Source organism: Dactylosporangium sp. NPDC049742, from assembly GCF_040674675.1.
GTDB lineage: Bacteria > Actinomycetota > Actinomycetes > Mycobacteriales > Micromonosporaceae > Dactylosporangium > Dactylosporangium maewongense.
Genome location: NZ_JBFANF010000042.1, coordinates 55,224 through 72,243 on the forward strand (window position 1 = coordinate 55,224; position 17,020 = coordinate 72,243).

The following is a 17,020-nucleotide window of genomic DNA, read 5'->3' on the forward strand; positions in this document are numbered from 1 at the left end:
TGGAGATGACGGCCCGGCCCTGCTTGGGTACAGTCGGGCAGGTCATGGTGCTTCTGCGGGCTTCGCCGACCGCGGCCGTCGATGCGGCGCGGCTCAGCGACCTGCCCGCACACGCCGCGCCGCAGCGCGCCCGCGACCATGTCGTCATCCTCGCCAGCACCGGCCAGGGCACTCACACGATCGACTTCGTGACCCACGCCTGCCGCCCCGGCACGCTGCTGTGGGGGCGGCCCGGCCAGGTGCACCAGTTCGGCGGGCAGGCCGGCTTCGACGCGACCGTCCTCGCCTTCCCGCCCGCCACGCTGCCGGCCCTGCCGCCGCTGCCCGTGCGGCTCGTCACCGACCCGACCGCCCCCACCTGCTGGCAGCCGGCCGGCGAGGACGAGGAGGCGATCGTCGCGGAGATCGCGCAGATCGCCGTCGACCGGGCCCGCAGCGACGGCAGCGAGCTGAGCCGCGCCCTCCTCGCGCACCAGGTCGCGGTCCTGCTGATGCGGATCGTCGCGCTGGCGCCGCCGGTCCGCTCCGGCCCCGCCGCCGACCTGATCGACCAGCTCCGCGCCGAGATCGAGCGCGACGTCACCCACCGCCGGGTCGAGGACTACGCCGAGCGGCTCGGCTGCTCCGTGCGCACGCTGACCCGGGCCGGCCTCGTGATGACCGGCCGCAGCGCGAAGCAGATCGTCGACGAGCGGATCGCCCTGGAGGCGAAGCGCCTGCTCGCCACGAGCACCCTGCCGGTCGCCGAGGTCGGCCGGCGGCTCGGCTTCGACGAGCCGACCAACTTCGGCCGGTTCTTCGCCCGCGAGACCGGCCTCACCCCGGGCGCCTTCCGCGCGACGCTGCTGCGCTCCCCCGCCCCGCCGCGCGTGCCGCACCAGCGCTCGTCCCTGCCGGGCCGCCTCACCCCGCTGACCCCCCGCACGGCCTAGACCTCCTGGACCTCCTGGACCTCCGGGGTCAGGCGGCAGCCGGACGGCCCCTCCGGCACGGGGATCGACAGCTCGCTCGCCGCCTCCTCGCGGCCCACGAACGGCACCAGCGTGAAGTACGCGAGCATCGGCAGCAGCGCGGGCAGCTGCTCGACGCGGCCCGCGGCGACGTGACGGTAGATCGTCGCGTAGATGCCGCCGACGACCGTCTCGACCAGCTCCTCCGGCATCGGCAGGTCGCCGGCGCTCGGCGCCTCGCTGAAGAACCGGTCGAAGCGGCGCAGCAGCTCGGCGCGCTCGGCCCTGGCCAGGGGGCCGGCGGCGTCGATCTCGACCACCGCCGTGGTGGCGAAGGCCGGCAGCTCGGCGAGGACCTGCAGCAGCACCCGCAGGGCGGCGCGGGCGCCGTCGCGCCAGACGGGCTCGGCGCGGAACGCGGACTCCATCAGGTGCAGCAGGAGGTCGGTGCCGTGCCGGTACGTGGCGATGAGCGCGTCGTCCTTGCCGGCGAACAGCGCGTAGAAGGCGGGCCGGGTCACGCCCGCGGCGCGGCAGATGTCGCTGACCGTCGCGTTGGCGTAGCCCTTCTCCGCGACGGTGTGCACGACGGCGTCGTAGAGGCGCTCCCGCTGGTTGGCGGCGACGACCTCCGGCGGGACCCTGCTCGGGCCGCGTTTGATGGCGCGGGACGGGTCGCGCGCCTCACGGGCCCCGGGCAGCGGGCTCAGCGGGTGATCTGCCATGCCTCAAGTATCGATCAGGCACGCTCGCATTGGGGCGGCGCAGGGGGTGGCGGGAGGGGCACGGAACAGGGCAGAGTATCGGCGTGTCCTCGTCCGCCCAGCTTGCCAACGCCGTGCAGGGCGCCCGCGCGGTCGCGGCGCAGGGCGACGTGCGGGGCGCGTTCTCCCTGCTCGACCAGGCGCTCGACGCCGCGACCGGCAGTCTCGGCGGCGACGACCCGGACGTGCTCGCCGCGACCTGCGTGCTCGCGAAGTTCCACACCGACCTGGGCGAGCTCAGCAACGCCAGGCGGGTCCTGGAGGAGGGGCTCGCGGCCGGCTACCACCGGCTCGGCGACGGGCACGCGGTGATGCTCGCCCTGTCCTACGAGCTGGCCCGCATCGCCGACGAGCTCGGCAACGTCTACGAGGCGAAGCGGCGCTACGGCCAGCTGGCCAGGCTGGGCCCGGCGGAGCTCGGCGAGGACCACCCGAGCGTCCGGGCGGCGCGGCGGTACCTGGGACTGCCGGAGCCCGCGGTGCCGGCGACGGCCTTCCACGCCCCGCACCCGTCGGCGCCCGCGCCGTTCGAGCCGCTGTCCGCGCCGACCGGGACCACGTCGCCGAGCCCCGCCCCGCCGGCCTGGCCCGTCGACCAGCGCCCCGGCCAGGCCACGCCGGCCACGCCGACCGTTCCGGCCGCTCCGGTGACGCCCGCCCCCGGTGGCGGCCCGGACGCCGACGACCGGCCGATCTTCCAGCCGGAGCCGCGACCGGGTGACGTGTGGCCGCCGGAGCCCGTACACGCGCCGCTGTGGCGACCGGACGAGCAGGTCGCCTGGGACGAGCCGGTGCCGCGGGAGGCACCGGCCGAGCAGGGCTGGCAGGAGGTGCGCCAGGGTGTCCTGCAGCGCCCGGCCGCGCAGCCGTGGCCGGCGCCCGCCCCGGCCGAGGAACGGCACCGCGACCCGTGGGTGCCGGAGCCCGCGCCGCCCCGCCGCCGCTCCCCGCTGATCGCGCTGCTGGTGATCCTGGTCGTGGCGGTGCTCGGCGGGGTCGCCGCGGCGGTCGTCTCGTTCGTCGCCGCCCGCCCCGACCGGCAGGCCGGCGCGCCCGCCCCGGCGAGCGCACCCCCCAGCGCCACCGGCGAGGCCACTCCAGATGGCGCCAAAGCGCCGAGCGCACTGAAGCTGCGGGACGACAAGACGTCCATCACACTGACCTGGACCGATCCGTCGCCGGGATCGGTGCCGTTCATCGTCGCCGGCGGCCAGCAGGGCGCGCTGCGACAGCTGCAGGTGCTCGCCGCGGGCGCCACCACGTACACGCTCAACGGCCTCAACCCGAAGCTCAACTACTGCTTCACGGTCGCCGCCGTCTACGGGACGGACAGCGTCGCACTGTCGGATCTGGCCTGCACGCAGCGAAAATAACGAAGCGAACCGATCTAGACACGCCGGGTGTGCAGCACACATCGACAGGAATATGATGGGCGCCGGTTTCGGGGAGGGGGCCGCATGGTGAGCATTCGTTCGCGCAAGGGCGGCGGACTGGTCACGCTCGGCACCGTCGTGGGCCTGATCGCCGTCCTCGGGCTGACGCTCTTCGGCACCGGCGCCGCCAACAATGCGGTGGCCAGCTATGACGTCAGCTCGTGGCTGTGGAGCAACGACAAGGGCGAGGTCGCCCGGGTCAACGGCGTCACCGGCAAGGTCGACACCCGCACGAAGATCACCGACGCGCAGGGCCACACGATGCAGGTGACCCAGAGCGACCGGTTCGTGATCCTGCGGGACCTCAACACCGGCAAGATCAGCGTGCTGGACCTGACCAGCCTGACGCTCGGCGCGACGACCCAGGCCACACCCGGGCTCGGCGTCACGGTCGCCGTGCACGACGACGTCGCGTTCATCGTCGACACCGTGCAGGGGCAGGTGCGCCAGCTCGACCCGGCGACGCTGCTGCCGGTCGGCGAGACGGTGACGTTCCCGCCCGGGATCTCCGGCGGCACGTTCGACGACACCGGGCGGCTGTGGCTGCTGGTGCCGTCCGAGGGCACCGTCGTGGCGGTCAAGCCCGCCCCGGCGAAGAAGCCGAGCGGCGGCCAGGGCGGCGGGCTCCCCGCCGACCCCACGAAGGTCAAGACGGTCAGCGTCGCCGAGCCCAACCACGACCTGGCGCTGTCGATCCTGGACACCGGCGTCGCCGTGCTCGACAAGACCGCCACGACGCTGACGACGCTGCGCGGCGAGGCCCTGAAGAAGGTGCCGCTGCGCCTCACCGGCAACGGCGCGATGCCGCAGCGCACCGTCGGCGGCGACGTGCCCGTGACCGTCGTGGACGACCGGCACGTCTATGTCGTCAACGGCGACGCGGTCAGCGACTTCACCGTGCCCGGCGAGAGCCCGAAGCTGCAGCCGTGCGTGGCCTGGTCGGGGCGCTTCTACTGCGCCGACGACTCGACCGGCACCGTGTACGTGCTGGACACGGCCGGCAAGCCGCTCGACGCGATCCAGATCAAGGCCGGCGGCAAGCCGCTGGAGATCGAGGTCCGCGAGGACCGCATGTTCATCAACGCGCCCGGCGGGTCGACCGCGCGGGTCGTGGACGCCAAGCACCACGTGCAGGTCGTCGACAAGTACAACAACGACGTGGTCGGCGGCGACGCCCCGCCGGTGCCGCCCCCGCCGCCGCCGACGAAGCCGCCCGTCGGCCCGCCCGGCGCCCCGGCGCGGGTCACGGCGACGCCCGGCAACGCCTCGGCGCGGGTCACGTGGACGGCCGCGCCCGCCAACGGCAGCGCGGTCACGAAGTACGTGGTCGAGGGCGACGGCAAGCAGCACGAGGTCGGCGCCAGCCAGCGGGCGCTCGACCTGACCGGCCTGACCAACGGGCAGTCCTACAAGTTCACCGTCTACGCGGTCAACGCGAAGGGCAACGGGCCGAAGAAGGCGGCCAACCCGGTCACGCCGACGTCGCAGGTGCCCGACGCGCCGGTGAGCGTCGCCGCGACCGCCAACCCCGACGGCACCGTCACCGTCACGTGGCCGGCCGCCAACGGGCAGGGGCACAAGATCGTCAAGTACACGATCACGACCGTGTCCGGCGACGAGTCCAAGACGTTCGAGTCGGCGCAGCCGACGTTCAAGGTGCCGGCCGGCGAGCTGCCCTACGGCACGCAGGTCGCGTTCCGGGTCGCCTCGATCAACGACATCGGCGCGAGCTCCGGCCAGTCGCCGCTGAGCCCGTCGGTGGTGCCGTTCACCAAGCCCGGCGCGCCGGGCGGGCTGACGGTCCGCGCCGTGACCACGAAGCGCGGCACGATCGTCGCCGCGTGGCGGGCCGCGGAGGACAACGGCGCGCCGATCACCGGCTACCAGGCCACCGTCAACGGCGTGAAGCAGGACCTGGGCACCGCCCTGTCGAAGGAGTTCGGCGGGTTCGGCGACAACGAGCGGGTCACGCTGCAGATCAAGGCGGTCAACAAGGCCGGCGAGAGCGCCGCCGCGAACGGCGCGGCCAGCACCCTCGCGGCGCCCACCATGCGGGTCGACACCGCCAACACCCGGGCCGCGCTGCAGTCGATCACGGTGGCGTTCACCGCGACCGACGGCGGCGGCGCGCCGGCGAAGTGCCGGCTCGACGTCGCGGGCGTCGGCGCGGTGGAGAACGCGTGCGCCGGCTCGCTGACCATGGGCGGCCTGTGGCCGAACACGGCCTACAACTACACGGTCACGGTCACCAACGCGGCCGGCATGACGGCCAACGGGACCGGCTCGATCTCCACGCCCGCCTACCGCGGCACCGTGGTCTGCGGCGACACCAGCTACTGCGGCCACGGCGCGTCCAACGGCGGCATCTGGGTGTACCGCTCCCCGGCCCAGCAGAGTGGCAACGCGGTCGGCGACGTCTACGCTCCTGACAGCTACACCGCGATCTGCCAGACCACCGGGTCGAGCGTCAACGCGAAGCCCTATGGCGGCAAGCAGAGCGCCGTGTGGATCAAAATCAACTTCAAGGGCGAGAACTACATCCCGTACGCGTGGTTCGACCTGCCGAACGGCACCGGACCGCTGAAGCAGTGTTGAGCGCAGGAGCACAGTGAGCACACCCGAAGCACCGTCCCTTGAGGCAGGCCCACCGAGCCCTGAGGAGGTCGCGGCGGCGGCCGACCTCGTCGGCCGGCTCGCCCGCAACGTCGAGTCGATCGTGCTCGGCAAGCAGCAGGTGATCCGGCTGACGATGACCGCGCTGCTCGCCGAGGGGCACGTCCTGCTCGAGGACGTGCCCGGCGTCGGCAAGACCACCCTCGCCCGGGCGGTCGCGGCGAGCGTGCAGGGGCAGTGGCGGCGTATCCAGTTCACGCCCGACCTGCTGCCGTCCGACGTCACCGGCGTCACGATCTTCAACCAGGCGACCCGCGGCTTCGAGTTCCACCCCGGCCCGGTGTTCGCCAACATCGTCATCGCCGACGAGATCAACCGGGCCTCGCCGAAGACGCAGTCGGCGCTCCTGGAGGTCATGGAGGAGCGGTATGTCACCGTCGACGGCGTCCGGCACGCGGTGCCGCGGCCGTTCCTCGTCGTCGCCACGCAGAACCCGATCGAGATGGACGGCACCTACCGGCTGCCCGAGGCGCAGCTCGACCGGTTCCTCATGAAGCTCGCCGTCGGCTACCCGAGCGAGGCGGTCGAGATCGAGGTGCTGCGCGGCGCCGTGACCCGCTCGCCCGAGGCCCTGGACGCCGTCACCGACACGCAGGTGGTGGCCCAGCTGGTCCGGCTGGCCCGGCGGGTGCACATCGCGGAGCCGCTGCTGGGCTACGCCGTCCGCCTGGGCAACGCGACCCGCGGCCACCCGCGGGTGCGGGTCGGCGTCAGCCCCCGTGGCGTCATCGCGCTGACCCGGGCCGCGTCGGCGTACGCGCTCATCGACGGCCGCGGGTACGTCGTGCCGGAGGACCTCAAGGCCCTGGCGGAGGCGGTGTTCGCGCACCGGCTGCTGCTGTCGCCCGACGCGCAGGTCCGCGGCGTCGCGCCCGGCGACGTCGTCCGTGAGGTGCTCGACGCGGTGCCGGTGCCCGTGCCTGCCGCCGCGCCCGCCGCGCCCGCCGCGCCCGCCGCGCCCGCGCCCGCCGCATCCGCCACGGTCTGACGATGCGGCTCACCTCCCGCGGGACCGGTCTGTCCGTGGCCGCGCCGGTGCTGCTCGCCGTGGGGTTCGTGTTCCAGTACGCACAGCTCACCGTCGTCGGCACCGCCGCCGTCGCCGCCGTGCTGTTCGGCTTCGCGTACGTGTGGTGGCGGCCGCGGCTGACCGTGACCCGCGCCGTCGACCCGGACCGGGTCATGCGCGGCGAGTCGAGCACGGTGACGCTCACCGTCGGCAACAGCAGCCGCCTGCGCGGCGCGACCCTGATCGCCCACGACCGGTGCGGCCCGGCGACCGTGCCGGTGCCGCTGCTACGCCTCAAGGCCGGCGGCACGACCACCGCCACCTACCCGGTGCCGACGGACCGGCGCGGCGTCGTCGAGATCGGGCCGCTGCGGGTGGTGCGGCGCGACCCGCTCGGGCTGCTCACCCTGGCCCGCGGCTACGGCGGGGTCAGCAAGGTGTGGGTGTACCCGACCGTGCACCACCTGACCGCGGTGCCGTCCGGGATCATGCGGTCCCTGGACGGGCGGGTCGACAAGGTGCCGCACGGCAGCATCACGTTCGACACCCTGCGCGAGTACGTGGTCGGCGACGAGCTGCGGCACGTGCACTGGCGCACGACCGCGCGGGTCGGCGAGCTGATGGTCCGCGAGCACCTGGACACCAGCCTGCCGCGCCTGGTCGTGCTGCTCGACGACCGGCTGTCCGCCTACCCGGACGCCGACCGTGCCCACCTGAGCGCGCACTTCGAGTCCGCGTGCGAGGCGGCGGCGTCGATCGTGATGGCCGCGTTCCGGGAGGAGCTGCCGGTGGCGCTGCGCCTGGCCGGCGGCGGGTTCGCGGCGGGCAAGGACACCCGCGCCTACCTGGACCTGCTCGCCGAGGCGACCCTGCGGAAGACCGACGAGCTGCCGGCGACGGTCGCGCAGCTGCGGACCCGCCGCGCCGGCGACACGCTCGTCTACCTGACCGGGCCGGGCGGCGTCGCCGACCTCGGCCGGGTGGGGACGTTGCGCGCCGCGTACCCGTCGCTGGTCGCCGGCGCGTTCGGCACCGAGGACGGCGAGGTCCCGACGGCCCTCGACGGCCTGCGGGTGCTGTCCCCGGCCGACGGCGCCGACTTCGCCGCCGCGTGGGACGGGGTCGGCGCATGGTGAGGCGCCTGCTCATCGCCGTGGCGCTGCTCGGCATGCTGGTCATGGCCGCGTTCGCCCTGGCCCCGATCTACCACGGGCCGCTGCTGCTGCAGCTGACGGCGGGCGCCGCCGCCGGCGCCGTCGGCATCAGCTTCGCCGCCCGGCGCCTGCCGGCCTGGAGCGCGGCGCCGCTGAGCGTCCTCGGCCTGGCCGGCGCCGTCCTGATCGCCATGCGGGTCTCCGCCGCGGCGGCCGGCGTCGACGGCAGCGTCCCCGCCCTGCGCGAGGCGCTGCGCAACAGCATCCCCCGGCTGCTGCTGGCGCTGATCCCGATCGAGCCGCAGCCCGACACGGTGCTGCTGCCGGTGATCCTGACCTGGCTCGCCGGGCTGGCCGCCGGTGAGCTCGGAATCCGCTACCACCGGGTCCTGCTGTCCTACGCGCCGCCGACGGTGCTGTTCGGCGGCGCGCTGTACCTCGTCGGCCCGAACGGCTCCGCCGCGGGCTGGGTGCCCCTCGCCTACTCCGGGTTCGCCGTGCTGGGCCTGATCGTGTCGAACCGGCCGCCGTCGGAGGACCAGCGGGTCAGCGCGGACCAGCTGCGCACGCTCAGGCTCCGGGTGGGCGCCGGGGCCGTCGCGGGCCTGGCCGCCATCGTCGCGCTGTCGCAGCTGCTCGGGCCGAGCGTCGCGGCGAAGGTCGGCACCAGCCCCGTCGAGCCGCGCAACATGGTGACCCCGCCGCAGCTCGACTCGCTCGACGAGAGCCCGCTGGTCCGGCTGTCGGGCTGGGCCCTCAACCACGACCAGCACCTGTTCGACGTGGAGGTCACCGGCACCGACGCGCCGCCGCCGATCCGCCTCGCCGTCCTCAACGACTACGACGGCGTCACCTGGCGGGTCGGCGCCACCTACCGCAACGCCGGCCGGGTCGTCGCGGCGAGGCCCGTCCTCACCGACCCGCAGGTCCGGCAGGCGTTCCGCATCGCCGACCTCGACGGTCGGCTGCTGCCGGGGATCGCCACCCCGGAGGAGGTCAACGGGGTCCGGGTCGCCGTCGACACCAGCGACGGCACGATGATCCTGTCCGACGGACTGCGCCCCGGCCTCGAGTACAGCGTCGTGTCCCGCGTGCACCGCCCCGACGAGAACGCGATGCAGGTCGCCGACGTGCCCAACACCGGCGCCGTCGCCCGCCACCTGGCGCTGCCCGGCAAGGTCCCCGACTCGATCGCGCAGCTCGCCCGGCACCTCGGGGAGGGCGTGTCGTCGCCGTACCAGAAGGCGTTCGCGATCGTCGGCTGGCTGTCGGAGCACTACAAGGTCGTCGGCGACGCGCCCAGCGGCCACGCCTACCCCAACGTCGAGTACTTCCTGTTCGGCCCCAAGCAGGCCGGTGGGCAGAAGGGCACGTCGGAGCAGTTCGCGGCCGCGTTCGCGGTCCTCGCCCGGCTGATGGGCCTGCCGACCCGGCTCGCCGTGGGGTTCCGCGTCGAGCCGGGCCGCAACGAGGTCCGCGGCGGTGACGCGGTCGCGTGGCCGGAGGTGCTGTTCAACGGCGTGTGGGAGCCGTTCGACCCGATGCCGAAGGCCGACACGGTCCAGCGCCCGACCGAGGACGACTTCCGGCCGAAGCCGCCCGCGTCGCAGCCGCCGCCGGAGACGGTGCCGGCGCCGTCGGGCTCGGCCGCCTCGCAGTCCCCGAAGCCCAGCGTCGCGCCCTCCGCCGACGCGGGCCCCCGGCGCTCGTCGGGGGTGGCCGTCGCCGTCACCGCCGGGTCGCTGCTGCTGGCCCTGTTGGCGTTCGCGGCGTCGGTACCGCTGGCCCGCCGGTCCCGCCGCCGTCGCCGACTCGGCCGGGGGACGCCGGAGCAGCGGGTCGAGGCGGCCTGGGCGGAGGTGCTGACGGGCCTGCGCCTCGCGGGCCGGGCCGCGCCGCCGCACCTGTCCGCGTCGGAGGTGGCCGGATACGCGGCGACCGCCGCCACCGGCCGGGCGCACTCCAAACCCGGCGGGGTGGCCACGATCCGCTCCGCCACGCCGCCCGTCGACGACCTCGCGGCGCTGGTCAACACCGTGGCGTTCGCCTTCGCGGGCAGCGTCTCCGAGGAGCAGGCCGCCCGCGCCGCCGTGCAGGCCGTCGCCTACGTCGACGAGCTGCGGGCCAGGCGGGGGTTCTGGCGCCGGCTGCGGTGGAGCCTCGACCCCCGCCCGTTGTTCTGGAAGTAGCGCGTCAGGCGGGGTTGTCGGCGTGGGTCAGGGTCTCCCACGCGACGAACAGGTTGTTGCTGCCGGCCGGGCGGGACTGCTCCGTCAGCCGCTGCGTGTTGGACATCGCGATGCCCATCCGGTTGTGCAGGGCGTTGTAGCCGACCTCGGTGACCGGGCCGAGGCCGAGCGTCAGCTTCCCGCCGCACAGCCACGACGGGACGCCCTCGCCCAGCTGGTACCGGCTGTGGAAGCCGAGCGCGTGCCGCAGCCGGTCGGCGATCTCCGGATACACGTCCTGGCCCTGGATGCGGGTGGTCTCCGCGATGTGCGAGATCGCCGAGATGCCGTAGCCGGTGTGGGTGAAGTCGCGGCAGGTCTCCTGGGAGAGTCCGTCGACGAACGTGCTCTGCCCCTGCCAGTAGTTGACGATCTCGGTGCGGGTGTCGATGCTGCCGATGCCCTTGGGCAGGGCGCCGTCGGCGGTGACGTAGAGGTAGGCGGGCACCCGGGCGCGGAACTTCGCCATGGCCTTGTCCCAGCTGGTGCGGTCCTCCAGGAAGACGGAGATGCCGATCGCGGCCTCCATCATGGACAGTTCCCAGTTGCCGTTGCTGCTGGAGCCGTTGATGAGCTTCGGCAGGTACACGGTGCGCAGCATCGTGCCGAACCGCGCCTGGTTGGGCCACGACGTGTAGGTGTACCGGATGATCTCGGCGGCGCGCGGCCAGCTCGACCCGGCCCAGCCGGTCTGCAGCGGCGCGTTGCTGTTGGTGTGGTCCTTGATCGTGGCGGACCAGGCATCCATGATCGCGATGGCCTTCGTGGCGTACCGGCTGTCCCGCGTGACGTACCAGGCCAGGGACAGCGTGTAGGCGGCGAGGGCGTCCTCGCGCTCGTCGGTGCAGCCGTTGTTGGGGTTGGAGTAGGAGCCGCACTCGACGACGGCCCGCGGCTTCGGGGTCCGCGACAGCGACGCGTAGCGGCTGCCCATCATCTGGTCGTAGGCGGCCTTCCACGGCTGCGCGCCGGCCTGCACCTTGCCGCGGACGAAGTCGAGCTGGGCGCGGCTGACGAAGACGCCCGGGTGGGCGAACGTGGCCGGGGCGGCGGCCACGTTCGCGGCTCCGGGGCCGTTCACCGCCTGCTGTTTGGTCACCGCGGCGACGGCGTAGGTGGTGCCGGCCACCGCGATCGCGACCGCGAGCCCGGCGGCGCCGAGGACGAGTCTGCGCATGGCGCTCCTCTTTCGGTTGGACAACTGTAAGTCAGGTTTCCTAACCGTGGCCGTCCAATCGGCGCGGGTCAATCGGGCACAGGAAGACTTAAGACGCGCTTCGAGTCAGGATCAGGTCCGCGCGGTTGCGGGTGCCGGCGATGACCGTCGCGTTGCGCTCGTCGCTGCGCTCCACCCAGTCGTGGGCGTCGTGCAGGTCGAGACCCTTCGCCAGCTGCCGACGCACCAGCGAGTCCTGCCGCAGGTCGTCGGGCGCGTCCAGGTACAGCGCCAGGTCCAGCAGGTCCCGCACGGCCGCCCAGGGGCCCTCGTCGAGCAGCAGGTAGTTGCCCTCCACGACGACGACCCGGGTGGTGGCGGGCACCGGGATCACGCCGCCGATCGACTCGTGCAGGGTGCGGCTGTAGCTCGGGGCGTACACGAGCTCCTCGCCGGCCCGAAGGCGCCGCAGCAGGTGGACGAACCCGGCCGCGTCGAACGTCTCCGGGGCGCCCTTGCGGTCGGCGAGGCCGAGCCGGTCCAGCTCCGCGTTGGACAGGTGGAACCCGTCCATCGGCACGGCCACGCTGCCGTCCAGCGCCGCGGCGAGGGCCGTGGACAGCGTCGACTTGCCGGCGGCCGGCGGCCCGCAGATGCCGATGATCGTGCGCCCCTCCTGCTGGCGGACGAAGGGCTTGATGACCTCGAGCGCCTCGCTGAGGACGTCGGGTCTTCTCATGCTTCCGCGTTCGCCTGCAGGCTCGCGGCGAGCCCCCGCATGCCGGCCAGCCAGCGGTCGGTGTCGCTCGCCCGGTGCAGGTAGTACTTCTGGACCTCGGGGTGCGGCAGGATCAGGAACCGCTCCGCGGCGAGCCCCTCCACGACGGACGCGGCGACCTCCTCCGGCGGCAGGACCGCCCCTCCGGCGGCGGTGACCTTCGCACCGATGTGACCGGTGGCGAGCCCGTCCTGCATCATCGGCGTGTCGACGCCCTGCGGGCACAGGGCGCTGACCTTGATGCCCTGCGCGCCGTACGTGATGGACAGCCACTCCGCGAACGACACGGCCGCGTGCTTGGTGACCGCGTAGGGCGCGTCGCCGACCGCGGTCAGCAGGCCCGCCGCCGAGCAGGTGTGCAGCAGGTACCCGCCGCCGCGCTCCAGCATGCCCGGCAGCACGGCGCGCGCGGAGTAGATGTGCGACTGGACGTTGACCGCCCAGGTCCGCGCCCACGTCTCCGCGGACGCCTCCAGGCCCTGGCCGGTGAGGATGCCGGCGTTGGCGCAGAACAGGTCGACGCGGCCGAAGCGCCCCTCGGTCTCGGCGACCAGCTCGGCGACCTGGTTCTCGTCCGTGACGTCGACGGCGACCGCCCTGGTCTCCGTGCCGTTCTCCGTGCCGATCTCGCCGGCCAGCGCCTCGGCGGCGTCGCCGTCCAGGTCGGCGAGGATCAGGGCGGCGGCGCCCTCCGCGGCGAACCGGCGGGCCAGGGCGGCCCCGATGCCGCCGGCCGCGCCGGTGATGACGACGACCTTGTCCTTGAGGTCCATTACCGGGCCCCCAGCTCGCGCAGCGTGTCCAGCAGGACCTCCGGGCCGCCGGCCGCCAGCTCCGGCGTCGGCAGCAGCGCCATGACCGGGGTGGTGACGCCGGCGTCGGCGTACCGCTGGACGTGCTCCCGGCACCGCCGCGGGCTGCCGTGCACGATCAGCGCGTCGACGACCTCGTCGGGGATCGCCCGCAGGGCCGCCTTGCGGTCCTTGGCGGCCCACGCGTCCCACATCGCCTTGAGCGCCTCGCCGCGGCCGAGCCAGCGGTGGAACGCGGCGTACGCGGGCACGGTCAGGTACGCGGCGATCAGCCTGCGGGCGGTCTCCCGCGCCACCTGCTCGTCCTCCGTCGGGCAGACGAAGATGCGGGCCGCGACCTCCTTGTCGCCGCTCTCGCTGTTTTTGCTGTTCAGCTCGGCGCGGACGGTCGCGACGTCCTCCACCGACAGCCAGTTGAGCACCACACCGTCGGCCTCGGCCGCCGCCAGGCGCAGCATCTTCGGCCGCAGGGCGGCGAGCAGCAGCTTCGGCGGCGTGACCGGCGGCCGTTCGAGGCGGAAGCGCCTGACCTGGAACGTGTCGAACGCCCCGTCGACCATCTCGCCCGCGAGCGCCGTGCGCAGGAATCGCAGCACGTCCCGGCTGCGCTCGTACGGCCGCTCGAACGGCACCGCGTTCCAGTCCCCGACCACGACCGGCGACGACGCGCCGATGCCGAGCGCGACCCGCCCCGGCGCCGCCTCGGCCAGGGCCGCGGCCTGCATGGCGATCAGCGCGGGCCCGCGAGTGAAGACCGGGACGATCGCGGTGCCCAGCCGCAGCCGCGGCGACCACACCGACGCCAGCGCCAGGGGTGTGAACGCGTCCGTGCCGGAGACCTCGCTGGTCCAGACGTCGGTGAACCCCAGATCCGGCAACGCCTGCAGCAACCCTGCGTGCTCGGGCAACGGCACACCGGTCAGCGGCACCGTCAGCCCCCATTGGCTGGTCATCAACCGATCATCTCCGTGACACCGCTAGTGTGGCAAGCGAGAGGGATGGGTAGCCTTCCGCTGGATTTCCCACACTGGTTCGCGTTGACTCGATCGAGAAGGAGCAACCTCATGCTGGGTCTGGAAAAGAAGCTCATGAAGGAATGGGAAGGCAAGAGCGCCCAGGAGATCGCGGACGCCCCCGTCACCGCGATCGCCGGCGTCACCGAGGGCGACGCCGAGAAGCTCCTGGCCGCGTTCGGCATCAAGACCGTCCGTGACCTGGGCACCAACAAGTACTTCCGCTGGGCGCAGGGCGTCGTCGCGCTCGCCGACTGATCGTTCTTTCCGCTTCGGCCTCTGGGCTTGCACGTCGGCCTTTGCTTGAGCTTGTACTTCGGTTCTGCTTGGGCTTGTACTTCGGTTCTGCTTCGGGCCGCTCCCGTCTGTTCGCGGGGGCGGCCTTCGGCGTGCACGGGCGAGCTACGTTTGCGGCATGCGACGGCGTCACGTGCTCACCCTGGCCGCCGCCGGTGCCGTGACCGCCGGCTGCTCGGCCCGCCGGCGCACGCCGTCCGCCGCCGCCTCCGCCCCGTCGGCGTCCGTCGCCCCGGTCGGCCTGGCCTTCCCGAAGGGGTTCGCCTGGGGTGCGTCGACGTCCGCGTACCAGGTGGAAGGCGGCGCGACGGCGGACGGCCGCGGCCCGTCGGTCTGGGACGTGTTCAGCCACGAGGCCGGCCGGACCAGGGACGGCGGCACCGGCGACGTCGCCGCCGACCACTACCACCGCAGCTACGAGGACCTCGACCTCATGCGCGACCTGGGCCTGAAGAGCTACCGTTTCTCGATCTCGTGGCCGCGGGTCCTGCCCACCGGCCGCGGCACCGTCAACGCCAAGGGCCTCGACTTCTACCACCGGCTCGTCGACGGCCTCCTCGCGCGCGGGATCACCCCGCTCGTCACCCTCTTCCACTGGGACACCCCGCAGGCGCTGCAGGAGGCCGGCGGCTGGACCAACCGCGACTGCGCGTCGTGGTTCGCCGACTACGCCTCCACGGTCTGCTACTCCCTCGGCGACAAGGTGCAGACCTGGCTGACCCTCAACGAGCCGAAGACGGTCACCGAGGTCGGGTACACCGCCGGCATCCACGCCCCCGGCGTCCGCGACCGCCGCGTCGCCAACGTCGCCGCCCACCACCTCCTGCTCGGCCACGGCCTGGCGGTGCAGGCGTTCCGCGCCACCGGCCGCAAGGGCCGCATCGGCGCCGCGCTCAACCTCTCCCCCGTGTACCCGGCCGACGACTCCGACGCCGCCCGCAAGCAGGCGGTCATCGGCGACGCCGAGGAGAACCGGCGCTGGCTCGACCCTGTCCTGCTCGGCCGCTACCCCGACGACTGGCTGGCCGGCCAGCCCGCCGACGCCCCCGTCCGCGCCGCCATCCACGCCGGCGACCTGGCCGTCATCGGCGCCAAGAGCGACATCCTCGGCGTCCAGTACTACAACCCCGCCTACGTCACGGCGACGGGCGCCCGCGTCCAGAAGCACCCCACGTCCCAGGCGAGCTGGCAGCAGGTGTACCCGCAGGGCCTCTACGACCTGCTGACCCGCATCCGGCGCGACTACGGCGACATCCCGCTCACCATCACCGAGAACGGCATCCCCTCGGTCCACCCCACCAACGACGAGGACCGCATCACGTTCCTGCGCGACCACCTGACCGCCGCCCACCGGGCCATCCGCGAGGGCGTGCGGCTCGAGGGCTATCACGTCTGGTCCCTGCTGGACAACTTCGAGTGGGCCGAGGGCTACACCCAACGCTGGGGCATCATCCACGTCGACTACGCCACCCAGCAACGCCACCGCAAGGCCAGCGCCGACTGGTACCGGCAGGTCATCGCCCGCAACGGCATCTGACCACCGGCCCCGGGCCGCACCTGGTTCGGGGCCTGACCTCAGGTTCGCGTCAGCCGAGCCAGCCCGGTTTGACGAGACCCGCCTCGTACGCGAACACCACGAGCTGCGCCCTGTCCCGGGCCCCCAGCTTGATCATCGCCCGGCTGACATGGGTCTTCGCCGTGGCCGGACTGACGAACAACCTCGTCGCGATGTCCTCATTGGACAGTCCCGCCCCGACGAGCGCCATCACCTCCCGCTCCCGATCCGTCAGCACCGCCAGCGACATCGGCGCCAGCGGCGCCCGCGACCTGCTCGCGAACTCCTCGATCAGCCGCCGCGTCACCCCCGGCGACAACAGCGCGTCCCCGCCCGCGACGGCCCGCACCCCCCGCAGCAGGTCGACCGGCTCGGTGTCCTTGACGAGAAAGCCGCTCGCCCCGACCCGCAGCGACTCGAACACGTACTCATCCAGGTCGAACGTCGTCAGAATCACGATCCGCACCTGCGCCAGCCGCGCATCGGCCACGATCTGCCGCGTCGCCTCGAGCCCGTCGAGCACCGGCATCCGGATGTCCATCAACACCACGTCGGGCCGCGTCTGCACGGCGAGCCGCACCGCCTCGGCCCCGTCCGCCGCCTCCCCGACCACCTCGATGTCGGCCTGCGCATCGAGCAACGCCCGAAACCCGGCCCGCACCAACGCCTGGTCATCCGCCAGCAGAACCTTGATCACCCGTCCCCCTCCCCCACCACCGATGATCCGGCCGACTTCTCGCCGCCCTGACCGCAACAACCCTTCCGGATCATGACTGCTCCCGAACGGGAATCCTGGCGACCACCGCGAACCCACCACCCGCCCGGGGCCCGGCCTCCAACGACCCCCCGAACGCAGCCGCCCGGTGCCGCATCCCCGCGATGCCGTTGCCTTCACTACGCACCGACAAACCGCCGCCCGCACCCGCACCCGCGTTGGCACCCGCGCCCGCCTGGGCGGAGCCCGCACCCGGACCAGCCTGAATAGAACCCACGCCCGCACCAGCCTGAGCAGAACCTGCGCCCACACCGACCTGAGCGGCACCTGCGCCCACACCAGCCTGGACGGAACCCACGCCCGGGCCAGCCTGAACAGAACCTGCGGCCACACCGACCTGAGCGGCACCTGCGCCCACACCAGCCTGGACGGAACCCACGCCCGGGCCAGCCTGAACAGAACCTGCGGCCACACCGACCTGAG

Annotated in this window: 15 protein-coding genes; 9 read left to right on the forward strand and 6 right to left on the reverse strand. The window is 73.4% G+C overall.

The genetic code is table 11. From position 1 onward, the window contains the following. Positions 1 to 44: 44 nt before the first annotated feature. The gene (locus tag AB0J72_RS38540) at positions 45 to 932 is read left to right on the forward strand and encodes an AraC family transcriptional regulator (RefSeq protein WP_363408161.1); all 888 of its coding nucleotides are present in this window, start codon (positions 45 to 47) and stop codon (positions 930 to 932) included. On the opposite strand, the gene AB0J72_RS38545 is transcribed toward AB0J72_RS38540, so the two are convergent. Continuing rightward, the gene (locus AB0J72_RS38545) at positions 929 to 1,675 is read right to left on the reverse strand and encodes a TetR/AcrR family transcriptional regulator (protein ID WP_363408164.1); all 747 of its coding nucleotides are present in this window, start codon (positions 1,673 to 1,675) and stop codon (positions 929 to 931) included. The genes AB0J72_RS38540 and AB0J72_RS38545 overlap by 4 nt on opposite strands. Before the next feature lie 83 nt (positions 1,676 to 1,758). Between AB0J72_RS38545 and AB0J72_RS38550 the strand changes: the two genes are divergently transcribed. The 5 genes from AB0J72_RS38550 to AB0J72_RS38570 all read left to right on the forward strand — a co-directional run bounded on the left by AB0J72_RS38550 (position 1,759) and on the right by AB0J72_RS38570 (position 10,172). Beyond that, on the forward strand, positions 1,759 to 3,087 hold the full coding sequence (locus AB0J72_RS38550; protein ID WP_363408167.1) for a fibronectin type III domain-containing protein: 1,329 nt from the start codon (positions 1,759 to 1,761) through the stop codon (positions 3,085 to 3,087). 84 nt (positions 3,088 to 3,171) lie between these two features. After that, on the forward strand, positions 3,172 to 5,742 hold the full coding sequence (locus AB0J72_RS38555) for a fibronectin type III domain-containing protein (RefSeq protein ID WP_363408170.1): 2,571 nt from the start codon (positions 3,172 to 3,174) through the stop codon (positions 5,740 to 5,742). Positions 5,743 to 5,755: 13 nt separating this feature from the next. Then, on the forward strand, positions 5,756 to 6,808 hold the full coding sequence (locus AB0J72_RS38560) for a MoxR family ATPase (protein ID WP_363408173.1): 1,053 nt from the start codon (positions 5,756 to 5,758) through the stop codon (positions 6,806 to 6,808). A 2-nt stretch (positions 6,809 to 6,810) separates the two neighbouring features. Beyond that, positions 6,811 to 7,965, forward strand: a complete 1,155-nt coding sequence (locus AB0J72_RS38565; RefSeq protein WP_363408176.1) for a DUF58 domain-containing protein — start codon at positions 6,811 to 6,813, stop codon at positions 7,963 to 7,965. Next, on the forward strand, positions 7,959 to 10,172 hold the full coding sequence (locus AB0J72_RS38570) for a transglutaminaseTgpA domain-containing protein (RefSeq protein WP_363408179.1): 2,214 nt from the start codon (positions 7,959 to 7,961) through the stop codon (positions 10,170 to 10,172). The genes AB0J72_RS38565 and AB0J72_RS38570 overlap by 7 nt, the downstream gene beginning before the upstream one ends. 4 nt (positions 10,173 to 10,176) lie before the next feature. Here AB0J72_RS38570 and AB0J72_RS38575 read toward each other — a convergent pair whose 3' ends face one another. The 4 genes from AB0J72_RS38575 to AB0J72_RS38590 form a co-directional block, all read right to left on the reverse strand. Next, positions 10,177 to 11,388: an alginate lyase family protein gene (locus AB0J72_RS38575; protein ID WP_363408182.1), complete on the reverse strand. Its 1,212-nt coding sequence runs from the start codon at positions 11,386 to 11,388 to the stop codon at positions 10,177 to 10,179. An 88-nt stretch (positions 11,389 to 11,476) separates the two neighbouring features. Further along, complete coding sequence (locus AB0J72_RS38580) at positions 11,477 to 12,106, reverse strand: nucleoside/nucleotide kinase family protein (RefSeq protein WP_363408185.1); 630 nt, start codon at positions 12,104 to 12,106, stop codon at positions 11,477 to 11,479. Further along, on the reverse strand, positions 12,103 to 12,918 hold the full coding sequence (locus AB0J72_RS38585; protein WP_363408188.1) for an SDR family oxidoreductase: 816 nt from the start codon (positions 12,916 to 12,918) through the stop codon (positions 12,103 to 12,105). Before AB0J72_RS38585 ends, AB0J72_RS38580 begins: the two co-directional genes overlap by 4 nt. After that, the gene (locus AB0J72_RS38590; RefSeq protein WP_363408284.1) at positions 12,918 to 13,892 is read right to left on the reverse strand and encodes an LLM class F420-dependent oxidoreductase; all 975 of its coding nucleotides are present in this window, start codon (positions 13,890 to 13,892) and stop codon (positions 12,918 to 12,920) included. Before AB0J72_RS38590 ends, AB0J72_RS38585 begins: the two co-directional genes overlap by 1 nt. A gap of 129 nt (positions 13,893 to 14,021) precedes the next feature. On the opposite strand from AB0J72_RS38590, the gene AB0J72_RS38595 reads away from it, so the two are divergent. Together AB0J72_RS38595 and AB0J72_RS38600 are read left to right on the forward strand one after the other, a co-directional pair. Beyond that, a complete protein-coding gene (locus tag AB0J72_RS38595; RefSeq protein ID WP_363408191.1) occupies positions 14,022 to 14,228 on the forward strand; it encodes a hypothetical protein in 207 nt (68 codons plus the stop codon). Positions 14,229 to 14,385: 157 nt separating this feature from the next. After that, positions 14,386 to 15,804: a GH1 family beta-glucosidase gene (locus AB0J72_RS38600; RefSeq protein WP_363408194.1), complete on the forward strand. Its 1,419-nt coding sequence runs from the start codon at positions 14,386 to 14,388 to the stop codon at positions 15,802 to 15,804. Between the two features lie 49 nt (positions 15,805 to 15,853). On the opposite strand, the gene AB0J72_RS38605 is transcribed toward AB0J72_RS38600, so the two are convergent. Next, on the reverse strand, positions 15,854 to 16,519 hold the full coding sequence (locus AB0J72_RS38605) for a response regulator transcription factor (protein WP_344502876.1): 666 nt from the start codon (positions 16,517 to 16,519) through the stop codon (positions 15,854 to 15,856). A 166-nt stretch (positions 16,520 to 16,685) separates the two neighbouring features. Here AB0J72_RS38605 and AB0J72_RS38610 point away from each other — a divergent pair. Beyond that, a partial coding sequence (locus AB0J72_RS38610) for a hypothetical protein (RefSeq protein WP_363408197.1) occupies positions 16,686 to 17,020 on the forward strand: 335 nt, incomplete at its 3' end.